The organism is Hominimerdicola alba (assembly GCF_900112155.1).
In the GTDB taxonomy this organism is placed as follows: domain Bacteria; phylum Bacillota; class Clostridia; order Oscillospirales; family Ruminococcaceae; genus Hominimerdicola; species Hominimerdicola alba_D.
Map to the genome: position 1 here is coordinate 1 of NZ_FOKQ01000061.1, position 15,778 is coordinate 15,778.

General features: G+C 40.4%; 18 protein-coding genes. 7 read left to right on the top strand and 11 right to left on the bottom strand.

All coding sequences use genetic code 11. The features are described 5' to 3' along the window. From BM265_RS18130 to BM265_RS18180, 11 genes are all read right to left on the bottom strand, one after another. Window positions 1–665, bottom strand: a 665-nt coding sequence (locus BM265_RS18130) for a hypothetical protein (protein WP_143098779.1), incomplete at its 3' end; no start/stop codon positions are given. A gap of 151 nt (window positions 666–816) precedes the next feature. After that, window positions 817–2,514 carry a glycosyltransferase family 39 protein gene (locus BM265_RS18135; protein WP_074963362.1) on the bottom strand — a complete coding sequence of 566 codons (1,698 nt, stop codon included), beginning with the start codon at window positions 2,512–2,514 and terminating at the stop codon, window positions 817–819. Beyond that, window positions 2,480–4,030 (bottom strand): NAD(P)/FAD-dependent oxidoreductase, encoded by a 1,551-nt coding sequence (locus BM265_RS18140; RefSeq protein ID WP_074963363.1) that lies wholly within the window; start codon window positions 4,028–4,030, stop codon window positions 2,480–2,482. Before BM265_RS18140 ends, BM265_RS18135 begins: the two co-directional genes overlap by 35 nt. Continuing rightward, window positions 4,027–4,491 (bottom strand): GtrA family protein, encoded by a 465-nt coding sequence (locus BM265_RS18145; protein ID WP_177219639.1) that lies wholly within the window; start codon window positions 4,489–4,491, stop codon window positions 4,027–4,029. The genes BM265_RS18140 and BM265_RS18145 overlap by 4 nt, the downstream gene beginning before the upstream one ends. Further along, window positions 4,484–5,650 carry a hypothetical protein gene (locus tag BM265_RS18150; RefSeq protein WP_074963364.1) on the bottom strand — a complete coding sequence of 389 codons (1,167 nt, stop codon included), beginning with the start codon at window positions 5,648–5,650 and terminating at the stop codon, window positions 4,484–4,486. Before BM265_RS18150 ends, BM265_RS18145 begins: the two co-directional genes overlap by 8 nt. Before the next feature lies 1 nt (window position 5,651). Continuing rightward, window positions 5,652–6,143 (bottom strand): RNA polymerase sigma factor, encoded by a 492-nt coding sequence (locus BM265_RS18155; RefSeq protein WP_074963365.1) that lies wholly within the window; start codon window positions 6,141–6,143, stop codon window positions 5,652–5,654. Window positions 6,144–6,510: 367 nt separating this feature from the next. Next, the gene (locus tag BM265_RS18160; protein ID WP_074963366.1) at window positions 6,511–6,750 is read right to left on the bottom strand and encodes a hypothetical protein; all 240 of its coding nucleotides are present in this window, start codon (window positions 6,748–6,750) and stop codon (window positions 6,511–6,513) included. Beyond that, entirely contained in the window at window positions 6,747–7,568 is an 822-nt protein-coding gene (locus BM265_RS18165) for an ExeA family protein (protein ID WP_242940903.1), read from the bottom strand. The genes BM265_RS18160 and BM265_RS18165 overlap by 4 nt, the downstream gene beginning before the upstream one ends. Next, a complete protein-coding gene (locus tag BM265_RS18170; RefSeq protein ID WP_081358523.1) occupies window positions 7,555–8,889 on the bottom strand; it encodes a DDE-type integrase/transposase/recombinase in 1,335 nt (444 codons plus the stop codon). The genes BM265_RS18165 and BM265_RS18170 overlap by 14 nt, the downstream gene beginning before the upstream one ends. A gap of 71 nt (window positions 8,890–8,960) precedes the next feature. Beyond that, entirely contained in the window at window positions 8,961–9,470 is a 510-nt protein-coding gene (locus BM265_RS18175; protein ID WP_242940904.1) for a DUF6431 domain-containing protein, read from the bottom strand. Window positions 9,471–9,599: 129 nt separating this feature from the next. Then, window positions 9,600–10,250, bottom strand: coding sequence for a hypothetical protein (locus BM265_RS18180; protein ID WP_207647013.1), 651 nt, complete (start codon window positions 10,248–10,250; stop codon window positions 9,600–9,602). Window positions 10,251–10,399: 149 nt separating this feature from the next. On the opposite strand from BM265_RS18180, the gene BM265_RS18185 reads away from it, so the two are divergent. The 7 genes from BM265_RS18185 to BM265_RS18215 all read left to right on the top strand — a co-directional run bounded on the left by BM265_RS18185 (window position 10,400) and on the right by BM265_RS18215 (window position 15,742). Beyond that, on the top strand, window positions 10,400–10,747 hold the full coding sequence (locus tag BM265_RS18185; protein ID WP_074963370.1) for a hypothetical protein: 348 nt from the start codon (window positions 10,400–10,402) through the stop codon (window positions 10,745–10,747). Between the two features lie 150 nt (window positions 10,748–10,897). Next, window positions 10,898–11,965 carry a P-loop NTPase family protein gene (locus tag BM265_RS18190; protein WP_074963371.1) on the top strand — a complete coding sequence of 356 codons (1,068 nt, stop codon included), beginning with the start codon at window positions 10,898–10,900 and terminating at the stop codon, window positions 11,963–11,965. Further along, window positions 11,962–13,257 carry an FtsK/SpoIIIE domain-containing protein gene (locus BM265_RS18195; RefSeq protein WP_074963372.1) on the top strand — a complete coding sequence of 432 codons (1,296 nt, stop codon included), beginning with the start codon at window positions 11,962–11,964 and terminating at the stop codon, window positions 13,255–13,257. Before BM265_RS18190 ends, BM265_RS18195 begins: the two co-directional genes overlap by 4 nt. Next, complete coding sequence (locus BM265_RS18200; protein WP_431767998.1) at window positions 13,238–13,537, top strand: excisionase; 300 nt, start codon at window positions 13,238–13,240, stop codon at window positions 13,535–13,537. Before BM265_RS18195 ends, BM265_RS18200 begins: the two co-directional genes overlap by 20 nt. A gap of 90 nt (window positions 13,538–13,627) precedes the next feature. Next, on the top strand, window positions 13,628–14,845 hold the full coding sequence (locus BM265_RS18205; RefSeq protein ID WP_074963373.1) for a site-specific integrase: 1,218 nt from the start codon (window positions 13,628–13,630) through the stop codon (window positions 14,843–14,845). Window positions 14,846–14,982: 137 nt separating this feature from the next. Beyond that, window positions 14,983–15,441, top strand: a complete 459-nt coding sequence (locus BM265_RS18210; protein WP_074963374.1) for a low molecular weight protein-tyrosine-phosphatase — start codon at window positions 14,983–14,985, stop codon at window positions 15,439–15,441. Window positions 15,442–15,541: 100 nt separating this feature from the next. Further along, window positions 15,542–15,742, top strand: a complete 201-nt coding sequence (locus tag BM265_RS18215; RefSeq protein WP_074963375.1) for a transposase — start codon at window positions 15,542–15,544, stop codon at window positions 15,740–15,742. The last annotated feature ends 36 nt before the right edge of the window (window positions 15,743–15,778 follow it).

Sequence of the window (15,778 nt, forward strand, 5' to 3'; positions counted from 1 at the left end):
GCAAATACAGCTGTATCATCCGGTTTGGTGTAGTACCAGCCGCCGTTTTTATGTATCATGCCGAATTCTTTCATATATTCGGTATTACCACGAAAATCCTTCATGGGGCAGTCGAACTTTGTTGTTATGGTGTTTATCAGCTTATCATTTCCGTCGTAGACTTCAAAGCGGCTCTTAGCATCGGAAGAATCTTTTTCGCAGAAGATAACATAACTGCTTCGCTCATCATCAAGCCAGTATTCTATAGTATAATCAGTGAAATAATTTTGTGAGCTCGCATTATAATTCAAGTTGATTATATCGGGAACGCATTCAATATAAGACTGCCAGCCGGACCACAAATTATATTCTGATCGGCTATCCCACAGACCATAGGTATCTTCAAGCTGATCGAGAGTTATCCGCTCCCCCACATCATCACCTGCAAGTGTACGTCTTGCACGTTCGCATACGATGTTATCTCCTGCAGCTTGTTCGGTGTCGAAAATAAAGTTGCAGAGTTCTTTGTCATCGTTGGAAAGTTCATCATAGTTTGTAATACACAGATCGTATTTCAGAAACTTTTCCCAACGCGAACTACCGCTGCTTTCCGCCGAAGTCACCACTGAGGGAACAAAGGTGACAGCTATTGCAATAGCTGTAGTTAATGATAAGATTTTCTTCATTGTAATTCCTCTTTCCTAGTTATAGTAACTCATTGGAGTATGCTCATTGTTAGTCGTTTTCCCTTTCCGGTTTTATTATTTATATTCTACCAGATTTTTGGGTGTTTGTCGACTGCTCTTTTAGTATAACACTTCACATTACCTCCTCCTGTCACAATAAAGCAGTATATACAAGTGCTGTCATCAAAGAGAACAGTACACTCGTAACTGTCAGAAGTTTAGAAATGATAATGTTGTTTTTGATATTATCTTCACATGCAGCCATTCCGATAAAAACAGCTCCGGTGATAACTGTTGGTGTAATGTAGCGGAAATTCATGGTACAGGTAAAGGCGTAATCTGCGGCTGCTTTGAGAAAGCTGACCATAATTGTGATATGGAAAGCCGCAAAAAATAATTTCGGGATATTGGGCTTTTTAATACAGAAAAATAACATCAGAACAAGTGCCGCACCTGCAAGCAGGATATTTACCCAGAACAGCACTCTTGCGAATGTGTTCGTGTATGTCCATGTAAAGCAGCCCTCATTTATAAATTCTCCAAATATAGAGTTTTTAAGAAGTGTTGTCAACGGATTGAATTCGTTGTAACCATGCATTTTTCCTGTATCATCAAGCCATGCCCACTGTTCGTATGGCGATGAGAACTGATAAGCTGAAAAATCGGTGATACGCTGCAACAATGTTCTGTCACCTATGTATTGCTCACAGTTTTTGTCCATTTCTGAAACATAAGTCAGAGGTATTTTCCACTTGATGTAGTTTCGTATCCCGAACCATAGTCCGAGAGGAATGCATACTGTTCCAAATGCACAGAATTGACCAAAGAGTGATTTGCCATTTGTTCTGAATTTTCTTAAGAAAACGATCAGAAATACTAATGCTACAGGCGGAGCGATCGTTGCCGCAGAGATCTTTGCCATCATTGCCAATCCGATGCAAAGTGCAATTTTTAAGATGTTTTTTAGTGTCTGTTCTCTGTACCATTCAAGTGTGCATACTACTGCTCCCATTACCAGCGCAGCTGAAAGGACATCGTTATTTATGCTCCCTGAAAGAAGTATGAATGCAGGGTGAAAGCTGACTATCATCAGAGGTATATACAGCGATCTGCCATTGAGCCCGAAAAACTTGAATATCTTATATGCAGATACAATAATGCACATTGAGTAAAACAGAGTTAGTGTTTGTAAGCTTTCTCTTGCAGGATCATGTCCTACGTGAAAGATATTCTCATTCAGGTATATCCACAACGAACTTATCGCATGGTGTAACGGTGGGTGTACAAACTGCCATCGGTCTCTTGGGTCAAAATCGGAAAGATGATGATTTTGAAGCAAATACTCAATATAGCCTGCATGACCTGCTGTACTGTCAAATGAAAATACATCATGCTGACGGGTGTAGACAGAGGTCACAAGTATATAATGAAGTTTGATCATGAAGCCGAGTCCTATTATAAGAACTGAATTGAGCTGCCCACGGAATTTCTTCATATATGTAAAATAATACATTGTGAACATCAATATACATCCACCAAAGAAGTGCCATATCGCTTTGTTCTGCGAATTTGTATAAGAAATTGCACCGAGTAAAACCGCACTCAAAATGCATATCATAAATACACAAAGCCTTGGTTTACTTAGTTCTCCGCGATCATATCTCCTAAAGGAAAAAATAACTGCTGCTCCAAATAGACCGAAGCATTCAAGCATAAGTGCGTTGTTTGGGATATTGCCGACCGAGCCGAAGAAAAACGGATCAATTAGCAGACACAGCCCGAGCATCCAAAGGTATGGGTGCTTTGCAAGTGATCTAATTGTTCGTTCTGTTATCTGCTCTTTGTTCATGATATTCTTTCTCCGTGTTTACATTCCATACTGCCGACTTGCTGGCATTACCGTTTTCTATCGCTCTGACAGCTTCTATTGCTGTCATCATAGAATGATCCATATTATTATATCTGTGCTGACCATTTCTGCCAACACACCAAAGGTTCGCAAAACTATCCAGGTATTTTCTTACTTTATCAAACTCAGAATATGTGTCGAAATATGCAGGATATGCTTTTTTTACTTTCTCCCGGTGGTAGTCAAGCACCGCATTCTTACCAATAATACCCATTTTACGAAGTTCCTTTACCGCAAAAGCAACGCATTCTTTTTCACTCATATTCCAGAAATCGTCACCCTCATCGCAGAAGTATTCAAGTCCTATCCATACAGTGCCAACAGGGTCCGCTACCATATAAGGTGACCAGTTGTTGAATATCTGTATACGTCCTAGTTTAACGCCCTTGTCCTGAACATATATCCAGCAGTCGGGAACGATGTTGCCTAAAGTGCGCTTGTCGGTCTTGTTTTTAAGTTTCAGTTCCTTGACCAGAAGACCTACCGTAACAAAATCACGGTAAGGCAGACCGTTTGCAATGCGCTTTATATCATCAGGTGCAGACATTCCATTTACCAGATCCTTTATAGGCATTGAGGATATGAACTCATCAGCCGGAAATTCCTCTTCACCGCATCTTACCGAAGTTATTCGCCCGCTTTCTGTTTTTATCTCAGTTACCTCTCGCCCGAAAAGTATCCTGCCGCCCATTTCAGTTATATATTTTCCTACAAGTTCCCACAACTGTCCCGGTCCATACTTTGGATACCAGAACTGTTCAATAAGTGAAGTTTCTGCGCTGTCATTAGTCTTTGTTCCAAGAATCTTTGATATCATATCTTTTATTATTGCGATCATGGAGAGCCCTTTTACTCTTTGTGCTCCCCAATCTGCTGAGATCTCCCGTGGGTGACGTCCCCAGAGTTTTTCAGTATAGCCTTCAAAAAACATTGAATACAACACACGTCCAAAACGATTTATGTAGAAATTTTCAAGGTTATTTTCAGGAAGCTTGTGTGCGCAGGAATAAAGATAGCTGGTACCTGCTCGCAAGGTCGTAAATAAGCCCATGTTTGTTATGGTATTCATGTTCATGGTCACAGGATAATCAAAGAAAGCATTTTTATAGTATATCCTCGAAGTCCTGTTTCGCAGCAGCATGACATTATCCTCACGTTCGGGATCGCTGCCGTTTTTCTCAAATGGCTTTTTATGTCCCAGCACCTTGTCATCAAATGAAGGCTTTCCCTGAACCGGCATAAGTTCAGACCACCAATTCATTATGCGTTCGTCCTTTGAAAAAAAACGGTGTCCGCCTATGTCCATGCGGTTTCCGTTATGCTGTACTGTTCGAGAGATACCACCAAGAGTATCGCTTGCTTCAAGTACCGTAACTTCGTATCCTCCCTTTTTCAAAAATTCATAAGCTGCTGTGAGACCCGCGGGACCTCCTCCGATAATAACTATCTTCTTCACTGTTTTTCCTCCGTTTTATTGTATAATAAATATTTTCTGGCAAAGAAATTCCAGAAAAATGCCAGACCTGTAGCAATGACCTGACCGACCAGGTAATACTTATTCTGAGGTATAATACCGCCGAATAGATCTTTACCTGTCAAGGCTTTATCAAAAAGCCAAATGAGCCCTTGATTTATCAAAAGCCCTACCACACCTATAAGCGCAAAGGCAGAAAACTCTGCTGCTTTATTTTTCACTGATGACGTGTCAAATACCCATATCGATGATATTATATAATTGAACACCAAGCCGCCGACAAATCCTACTGCATTCGCTAGATTTGCATTTATTCCGAAAGCTTCTTTAAGAAGCACCAATATTCCCCACTGAACCACAGTTGCACCGCCGCCCACAAATACGTATCGTATAAACTGGGCCGCGGTGCTGTTACTTTTGTTCAGCAACCTTGCATTATCCATGGCAGTTCTCATTAACATAGCTTATCATCTGTGCAGTTGTTTCTGTACCGACGTTGTAGACACTCTCGCTGCCAAAGGCATTTACTGCGATATAGCCATCACTGTAAACGGTATATCCCACGCTTCCGCCGTATGCAGGCGTATCGAGGAATATCTCACAACCAGCTTCACCGTATGCTGTGTCGGTCTTTTCGCCATCGGCTGAAAGTATCATCTCTTTCAGTGCGCTGTCATCGTCGATGAATGAACGTACACCATTACGTCTGATGATCGCTGTGCCGTCAAAGGTGTAAATGTCGGTATTGAGTGCAAGGAGATGTTCTGCTAAAGTATCAAAACTTCGGCTGTTATCAGCGAAAAGATAGAATCTTTCATCTCCGTTGACATCTATGAACCTTACAGCTGCATAATAATCGGGGTCTGCATACTTCAAGCTGTATACCTCAGCCTGTGCCGCTGGGCGACCAATATCCGCGAACATCGAGTCCACATCAACATTAGCTATCAGTTCATCGATATACGAACTGTTCAGTATATTGTTTCCCAAAATGAAAGTCTCATCATATATCTCGCCGTAGTTGCCCCATGCGGAATAATAGGTTTTGCCGTTCATCTCGAATGACCTGTATTCTTCAGTGGCGCGTGCTAATGCAGCTACTTCACCGTTGCCGTTTTCATTTTCAAAACTGTCGGCTGTTTTGTCGGGTCTCCATTCACTTCTACCATCATCGGGAATTTCAGCTTCGCTCTCGTCAGCCATGTTTTCTGTTTTATCTGCTGTGCTTTCCGTTACCTCTGCAAGACTTTCTGTTGATGTCGCATCATCTGCGATCACTGTTTCGGGAGTGCATTCAGTGACCTCTGCAACCTTTTCTTCCACACTTGAAGCATCGGGCAGATGAGTTTTCACTGCGTTATTGCTGCGCATATACGCCCCCACGCCGAATACCAGTGCAAGTGCAGCGACAGCCGATAAGATGTATTTGTATGCGCTGTTGTGATTAACCGTTATAGTTTCGGGAACATCATGATCTCTCAGATAATCCTCTGCCATAACACTGTTTGTGGATAACTCCGATGCCTTGTCAATTACATTTCGTACCAGCCTGTCATCGGGTTCAAGCTGATTTTCGATTCTTTTATAATCGTTATCTTTCATATCATTCACCCTCCATTTTTCCTTGAAGTATCTTTTTCGCTCTGCTTAATCTCATGCTTGCCGTGTTTGCTTTGATACCCAGAAGTGAGGCCGTTTCGTTGACTGAAAGACCCAGAAAACAGTGCAGATACAAGGGCTCACGCAAACCCTCGGGCAGTCCCCGAACCGCGTCAAATATCTCGCTGTCATACTTGCTTTCAAAGTCTGCCAGCCTGTCATCGGGCGGTTCAAAGGTTTTGTCAGTATTACTGTTCCATTTTCCGTAATTGTATTGCCTGCATTTGTTGAGTGCAGTCCTTATCAGCCATGCACGTTTTGCGTTTTCATTATCGAATACGGGCTTCTTTAAAAAGTAAAGCAGAAAGACTTCCTGAAAAACATCGTCTGCTTCGTGTTTATTCTTCAACTGGGTCAGCGCAATTCCGTAGACCGTGCGTTTGTATTTCATTATTGTCTGTTCAAGTTCCTGAACGTTGGGATCATTAGTATGCATACCTTTACACCTCCCTATATAATAATCGCTCAAAATTGATGATATCTCAACAGTTATTGCAAAAATCGGCAGATTGTACTAAAGGTGCATCTCAGATATATATAATATGACGAATAATTCGATGTGATACCATTTTCAAAAAGCAAATAACATTATCTTACGAGAGATAATAATCTATATTTCATTTATTATTCCATTAGAATAATTCAATTCACATAGTTACGCCCACATCGCTTATTACGGTGTGGGCGTATTTTTTGCAGAAGCAGAGAGACAGACTTCACCTATTATTCAAGTCCAGCATTTTTCTTCTTTTATGCACAATAAACAAGCGGATCATACAGATGATCCCCGCAAAAACCATGGGTCAGAATGGGTAAGGTTCATAAGGGCATGACGAGCAGATATAGCCGTCATTGTTGTGAAGTTCATGTCGATCAAGAATATCAAGGATCTCCATAGTGAGATCATAACGGCTTATTTTTTTGCCATCATCCTGCTCGGTGAGCATTTGAAAATACTCAAATACCTCTCGCCTTGCTTTTGAAAGATCCAGTCGGCGCAGCAGCCAGATCAGTACAGCATCATGCAGCAGTTCTTCTGTCATGAACTTTTCACCCCTGTGACCTCGTTTTTAAGCACTATATCCACCGACTTGCTGTCAATGCAGGTCTGCTTCATTTGTGAACCGTAGATCAATGATTGGGTACAGGCGCGGTTGATGGCACGGGGATTTCCACCGGAAAATTCAAAGATAGATCGCATAGCATCCTCAGTAAATATCGGGGCGTTGTGCCCGGAATATTTCAGCTGAGATTCGATATATTTCTTTGTATCCGAAAAATCCATAGGCGTCAGAAAGCATTCAATATCTACTCTGCCGAGTATAGCACGGTATGCTGAAAGCTTCAGTTTGTCCCAAAGTTCGGTCTGCCCCGAAAGGATCAGTGAAACAGGGTTTTCTGAATCCATACGGTAGTTGAGCAGGAAACGTGCTTCCTCCAGCATCTCTTTGCCCAAAAGATGTGCCTCGTCAATGATCACAACGACCTTTCTGTTATGTATGCTCCGCATTATCTCTGTCTGCGAGATCAGTTCCTGGCGGCTTATGCTGGTGTGTATAGAAGCCTTGCAACCGAACATACCAAGAGTGTAGTAGTAAAAACTGCGCGGTTTCAGCCTTGAATCGGAAATATATATCACCATGTATTTATCCTCCGGCAGCTTGTCCTTAAGGTGACGCAGAGCACTGGTCTTACCTGTGCCGGGTTCTCCTACAAGAAGAGTAAACAGCTGATGCATGGCTGTGTATTCAAGTCTGTCAAGTATCTCGGCATTCTGATGAGTTTTGCAAAGCATATCTGTAGGTATGCTTCGTGTGAACGGTGTGTGCTTCATTTCATAGAACATCTCATACATCTTCATCACCTCCCATCGCTATTGAATACGAGATGACTGCTCTGCGTTCCCTTTCATCGGCAGTTTTTATGACAGCGTCAAGCAGTCTTGAAGAATCCGTCGGTATACGTTCGATTTCAGCACGATTAGGTTTCTTTGCAACATGGGTACCGATCTTTGCAGGCTCGGCATAGAATGGCTCGTGACTCTTAGGCTCAATACGTACCTTAGCGATATTTTGAGGATCATATACCACATCGACCGTCTGACCTGCGTACAGTATGCCAACATCATAGTCCTTGCCCATAAAGCTGATGCAGCCGGACTTATTCACCTTTCGGGTCTCACAATGAAGAAATGCGCTTGCGAGTATCGCTTCATCGGGATAATTCAGCGGCATAGAATCACTCTTGAACGCAGTCTCCGGAGTAACCCCTAACGCGCTGTGTACCTTGTTCTGGTAGCATTCAGAAAGCCAGGCATTAAACAGTTTATTGAGTTCTTCAATACTTTCGGGGGGATTCAGTCCGACCTCATCTATAAACGAATCTACCGTAAGATTGAAGCGTTCCTGCTTGCCCTTACCTTGCGGATTTCGCGGCTTGGCGTACAGCAGACGGATACCGAGCAGTCCGCAGGCACGCTTCATCCAGTGGGTGCGGTACTGGGAACCGTTATCGAAATATATTCGGCGTGGAGTACCGTATTTCTGTATGCCTTTCTTCAATGTATCCTCCACTATGGTCTGTTCCATATCTCCGTAAAACTGAGCGTGGATTATGTATCTGGTGGCATCATCGATAAGACAGGACATATACGTTGGCTGTACCTTGCCGCCGATGTTCAAAGAAGGACCAAATTTGATGTCCCCCTGCCAAAGATCACAGCGATGAACTCTCGCAAAACGCTGCGATGCATAGCCGTTGTCCTGATACACCTTCATCATAGCGGACGAATATCCCATCTTCGCAAGGGCTTTCTGCAATGTGGAACGCTTCAGCACATCGGGTTCGACCTTTCCTTCAAGCTCAAGTATCTTAATGATGGTCGGTACACTGCGAGACGGCATTTCACGTCGCAGGCGAATAGCTTCTTCGAGTATCTCTTTGGAAATGACAGGGTTCTGTTCAGGGACTCTGCCTTTCGGTTCAAGTCCGTCGATGCCTGACTCGTTGTAAGCGTCAACATAGCGCTGGATCGTGCGGGTGGATAATTCAAAGTTTTCGGAGATCTCACGACGTTTTTCGTAGTAGATTTCGGACAGCAAAGGAAGACCGAGCAGCGGCGCGATCATGATCATGCGCTGTTCAGCTATCTCCCTTGCCAGTTTCTTGTCTTTCATGCCCATAAAAGGCACCTCCTTTTTTATGATACCTTTATCATAGCACAAAAGACCCTGACAATATACGTTAACTCATCCTATTTCCATTCGCCTATGTTTACTACCACCCTGACAAAATATCTGAGCGTATCCCATGTGGAATTGCTATCGTAATTTGTCACAAGGGTCGGGTGTTCAAGTTTCAGTCTTCTTACGATCGCAGCACCGAATGCTAAAAAGCCTTTTACCCAGCGACAAATGCGAGCTGCTGAGTGGTCATCAACGAACTCATTTATTGCATCACAAATAGCAGCGTAGATTTTGGCGCTTAAATGCTTGAACGGAACAACAAAATCCGGAAGTTCACGATGATAGTGATAGCACTTAGAACAGTAAAAAACTCTCATAGAGTATTTTTCACGCTTTCGGCTATTTTCACGGAAAACAAAACGTCTGCATCTGCCGTTAAATCTCATATGATTACCGCACACGGGGCAAACTGCTTCTTCTTTACCGAAAATATAATGAATATCGTCTTTGACAAATGCGGAAAAACTCGATACAATAAACATAGTGTATACGATAGCCGAGTTATGACCGCTGATCATATAAGCAAAACGGCTATCTTTTTTCCTTTCTGAAATATGGTTACTAATCATTATATCATATTTCCGAATAAATTAAAAGACGGTATCCTCCCGAACACAAGATCGGGAAGATACCGTTTCGTTTTAGGTTTATCGCTGTTGTTTTCTCAGGAGCATTCTGCCCTGACAAATAGAGTGGTCATCTTGACAAAATAGAGTGTTTGCACCTTGACAGAACGATTCCCTGCATGACAAGATACGTTCACTTCTGGATGACAAATAAGTGTAGCGGTAACACTCACTATACAGTTTTGTACCAATGTTAAGTATATGATCTATAGAGAACGAACTATAATGTACAGATAAATTATGAGCTATTCTTTCTGATGGAATTAATGACTTAGGTTTTATAATTGTTGCAATTGGCGTGAAATTAAATGTAATATCAAAATATGATTTTAAAAGCTCTAAATCTGCTAATCTAATCGTTTCATGTTCAGAATAGCTTTTTTTTATTAGCTTTTTTATTCCTTTCACTACATAAACATATTGTTTCCTTTCATAATCGGATAAAGATAATTGACATCCAAAAGCATATTCATGAGAATAATCCCAATCATCAAAGAAATCATCTTCCAATTCGATAGCATCTGGTTTATATCGTAGTTCTGTTAACACGGTGAACGGGTCAAAATATATGTTATCGTCGAAACCGGTTATTAGTCCCCAAAAAGAATTTCTTTTTTTGTCCATTGAGATATGAACTTGGCAAATTTCATTCATTAAAATCATCCTTTTCATTGGTTGTTTCGTTTCAATTATAACACAAAAGAAACAAAGTGTCAATTCATGAATCAAAAATAGCGTTATAATAGGTATATGAGATGCATTTCATATACTTTGGTGGATGCGACCAGGAACGGCATCAGAAAGATTAAGAGGTACTTATTATGGCATTAAAAAAATTATCACAGTTTGAGCACTTTGATGCAGAAGGCTTTTTTGAAAAGCTTAATTTAGGTGCGGTCGGTCAGAATGAATGGAAAGATTTTGAGACTGGTGAGCACAAGGGAACGAAAGTGGAAGTAGTAATCATTGGCGATAAGCATGATTACAAAGCAGCAAGCGGCGTAATGATCAGCAATATCTATGAGAAGCTGACCGTTAAGGTTTCAAAGGATATTACAGTTCCCATGAACTCTCATGTACGTCTGATTAATCCTATTGCAACAGTGTATGGTCAGTACCGCAATCAGCTTTCGGTAACTGCAGATGATATTGAGGTAATAAAAAAGTAAGTGAACCGGAGCATCCGGCTCGTAAGAGCCGGGGCGAGGCGCTCTCGGGCTTAGTATTACCCCGAGAGTGAAACTGTTACAAGCGAGAGCCTATGCGGTTTTCGCTTGTAACATATACTTTATTTGTTACAAAAGATAGGAGGAAAGAGCATGGCGGACACAGTTAGCAGATCATGGTTTGCGGTCTTTCCAAATCCTGAACAGCACGGTTATGATGGTACGCCGGAAGAGATTGTTGAGAAACTTAAAGACGAATGGATTGCGGGTAACGCTCTTCGTAAAGGATGGTGGGGATACTGCATTTCTTCTAAGGGGCTTCCACACGTACATATGGTACTTGAAGATTCAGGCTCATGCAGATTTACAAAAGTCAAAAAGGCATATCCCACAGCCCACTTAGAGCCGACAAAAGGAAATAAAAAACAAGTCCTGCAATACATTCATAAAGAGCCGCCTTATGATGAAAAGGGCGAACAAGTGCTCGTATATACTTCATATGGTAATATTGAAGGAAATAAACGATATTCTGTCACTAATACTAATGATACTCTTGCCACAATCGAAATGCTTATTGAAGAAGGTATGACGCCTAATCAAATTATGGCAGAGGATATTCGTTTGCGACGTGAAGAAACACTTATTCGTAAATGTTATTTCGCAAAGCGTTACAAGGAAACTCCACCGATCAGAAATGTAAATGTAATTTGGCATTGCGGAGATTCTGGAAGTGGCAAATCGTATTCATATATTGAGCTTTGTGAGAAATATGGAGATGATAACGTTTATTTCTTTTCCGATTATGCTAATAAAGGTATAGGCGGTTTTGATGGATACAACGGAGAACCATGCTTGTTTATGGATGAATTAAAAAAGGATTCTCTGCCTTTTGAATTACTTCTTATGATTGCACAGGGATACAGATCGCAGATTCATTGTAGGTATAGCAACTGTTTTGCTTTGTGGAATGAGGTTCATATTACAAGTATTTTTTCGCCGGAAGATATTTATAGTGGAATGGTAAGCAAAGAGAATCAAAATAAGGATACAATACATCAACTCTTGAGACGAATTACGAAATTCGTTTTTCACTATAAGCATAATGATGAATATAAGTCGTTTGAGTTAGCAGGAAATCAATATATAGGTTTTGATGACTTGAAAAAACGTACTGCTGCACATGATGCATTTTATCAAAAGGCAGAAAAGGAGGTCTTATGAAAAATAACAATAACCAGAGATTAAAAGCAGGAATGAAACGTATGAAAGAAAAGAAACTCTTGATTCTTATTCCATTGATATTTATAGCATTTATGATTTTTACGTTGTTTGTGCTATTAGAGCTTATATTGAAAATGGAAAATCCATATTTTGAAAAAGTATACATGATTATTTTGTATGTTGTTTTTTCTCTGATAATTGTTATTGGAATTGTTGGAATCATACGCTCTTTGGGGAAGCCTCTGGTTAGCAAAAAAATAGAAGGTGAACTTGTAGATGTAGGGTTCGTAGATAACGAAGGACAATCACCAATACTTTTATCAAAGAAAAAGGATAACCATGGTTTTATCTTTGAGTTCTTTTCACCTAGAATTCCTTTTTATAAGTATGAGAATCATAGATTTGAAATAGAAACAGCATTAAATATAAAGGTCATTGATGTTTTACCGGGAAAAGATATGCAACATACGATAATAAAAGCAATTAGAGCAAACAATTGTAAAAAAGAAACTATCCTGTGGAATGACAAATTTTTAAGAAGCAAAGACTTTGAATTATCACTTGGAGAAAGCTATTATGGACTTGAAAGCATTGATATTTCAACCACCCCTCATGTTCTGATTGGAGGAGAATCAGGTTCAGGAAAATCAAAATTACTTAAACTTCTTCTTATGGAATCTATCAAAAAGAAGGCTATTATTTATTTGGCAGATTTTAAAGGGGGAATTGATTATCCTACGGTTTGGCATAATGCTTGTTCAATTATCACTGAACCTGATATACTGGATAGCACTCTCGATTGTATTTTGAAGATATTAGAGGAAAGAAGAACAATGCTAGTAGAATCAGGCTGTTCTAATATTTCAGAGTACAATATGAAAACAGAATCAGATGTTCACAGAATAATTGTAGCTTGTGATGAAATAGCAGAAGTGTTAGATAAGACAGGAATTGAAAAGGAGCAGAAAGCTTTAGTAAATCGAATTGAAAGCAAGTTTTCAACGATTGCTCGCTTGGGAAGAGCGTTTGGCATACATCTTATGTTAGCTACTCAGAGACCAGATGCAGATATACTAAAAGGTCAAATAAAGAATAATATTGGATATCGAATATGTGGCAGAGCCGATAAAGTGCTATCACAGATAATACTCGATAATTCAGATGCAGCAGATAAGATTACTCCAAGTGATCAAGGAGTGTTCTTAACCAATACCGGGATATTATTCAAAGCGTACTATGTTAATGATTATTGTTTAGAGGGAGTAGATTATAATGGGGAAACTGCAGATTAAAGATAGGTCAACTTTTTCTATTGAACGGACTTCTAGTTTGCCAAACAATAATGATCTTGATTTGATTATAAAATCAATGAAATGTGATAGTATTCCATTATATGAAAGATATGTTTTGACTGTAACTGAAGCTGCGGAATACTACCACATAGGAGAAGCAAAACTTCGTAAAATTGCAGAAGATCATCCAGAAGCAGACTTCACTATATTGAATGGAAACAGACTTTTGTTCAAAAGGCAAAAATTTGAGAAGTTTTTAGACAATGCAACTACAGTTTAATATCTAGAACGCTATTGAAAAAGACCTTAACTTGTGTTATAATTAATATGCAAGTTTGGGTCTCTTTCTTTGAAAGGAGAGATTTCGTTTATGAGTGAAAAAAGAAGAGACCGAAAAAATCGAATATTAAAGAATGGTGAGACTCAGAGACCAGATGGGCGTTATCGTTTTACCTATACCGATGTAAACGGCAGCACAAAGGACGTATATAGTTGGAGACTGGACAAGAACGACCCTCTGCCTAAAGGAAAACGCAAAGACCTGTCACTTAGAGAGAAGGAAAAGCAGATAGAGCAGGATATGTTCAATCAGATTGTATCAAATGGCGGTAACTATACGGTGCTTTCTTTAGTCGAAAAATATGTTGCTCTGAAAACAGGTGTTAGGCATAGCACTGAAGCAGGATATAAGACGGTAATTAACCTTCTCAAAAAAGATTCCTTCGGTCAGAAGAGAATTGATAAGGTTAAACTGTCGGACGCTAAAGCATGGCTGATAAAGCTGCAACAGACGGACGGTAAAGGCTACAGTTCGATACACTCTATCAGAGGTGTATTGCGACCAGCTTTCCAAATGGCTGAAAATGATGACCTTATCCGGAAGAATCCTTTTCAGTTTGAACTTGCAACAGTTGTTGTTAATGATAGTGTCACAAGAGAAGCAATAACAAGAAAACAGCAGCGTGATTACATGAAGTTCATCAAAGAGGATAAGCATTTTTGCAAATACTATGAGGGCATTTTCATTCTGTTCAACACAGGACTTCGTATTTCTGAATTCTGTGGGCTTACTGTCTCGGACATTGATTTTAAGAAAAAGCGGATCAATGTTGAGCGTCAGCTAATCCGTACAAGACAAATGGAATACATAATAGAAGCGCCAAAGACTGAAAGCGGAGTAAGGTATGTACCGATGACTGACGAAGTCTCAAAATGTTTCCAAAGTATCATAGAAAAGCGTATCATACCGACAAAAGAGCCAAATGTAGAAGGACATACAGGCTTTCTGTTCTTGGATAAAAACGATATGCCTATGGTATCGCTTCACTGGGAAAAGTATATGCAGCATATCCGAGAAAAGTATAACAGCATATACCGTGTACCAATGCCGAAAATAACGCCCCATGTCTGCCGACATACTTTTTGTTCCAATATGGCGAAAAGTGGTATGAACCCGAAAACGCTGCAATACATTATGGGACATAGCGACATAAGCGTAACTTTGAACACGTACACTCATGTTAAAATTGAGGATGCCGAAAATGAATTATCCCGATTGACAAAAACGGAAAATGGTAAAACAGAATAATTTACCATTCATTTTACCATTTTTGAAGGCGAAAACCTAAGAAAATACAAGAATATTTGAGAAGAAACGCTTGGATTACTCAAATCCAAAATCGCTGAAAAGCCTGAAATATCGGGAAAGAAGGGAGTTTAGCAGCAATGTTGAAAATAATGTTCGTTTGCCACGGCAATATCTGCAGATCGCCCATGGCTGAATTTATAATGAAAAAAATTGTATCCGATGCAGGGTACAGCGATGAGTTTTATATCCTTTCAAGTGCAACAAGCACCGAAGAACTGGGAAATCCTGTATATCCCCCTGCAAGATCGGAACTTGCGGCGCACGGTATCGGCTGTGCGGGCAAGACTGCTGTTCAGCTGAAAAAGTCGGACTATGATAAATACGACTATTTCATTGGCATGGATACCGCGAACATACGCAATATGAACCGCATCTTCGGCGGTGATAAAGACGGAAAGATATATAAGCTCCTCACATTTGCAGACCGTGGTGACGATGTTTCCGACCCGTGGTACAGCCGCGATTTCGGCAAAGCCTATGCAGATATCGAAGAAGGCTGCAGGGGGCTTTTTGCTAAGTTGATTGAGGAACTGTGATCAAATATGCGGACAAAAAGGCTGCCTCATCTGATATAATCCCCTGTTAGAGCGGACACACGAAAAAACAAAAACGTGTGAACTCTAAGGGGGTTATTATATGCCAAGGAAAAGCAAGTTGACAGACGAAGAAAGAATAGCAGCAGTAAAAGAATATCTTGATGGAAAAGGAAACATTGCTGAGATAGCAAAGAAACATAAGATAAGTTCAACAACGTTTATTCAGCTGGTGAAGCGTGCTCAGAGTGAAGGACTTGACTCTATTCGACTGTCATCTCACAATAAAAAGTATCCCAAGTAATTGAAAATGCAGGTAGTACAGGAATACCTGTCCGGG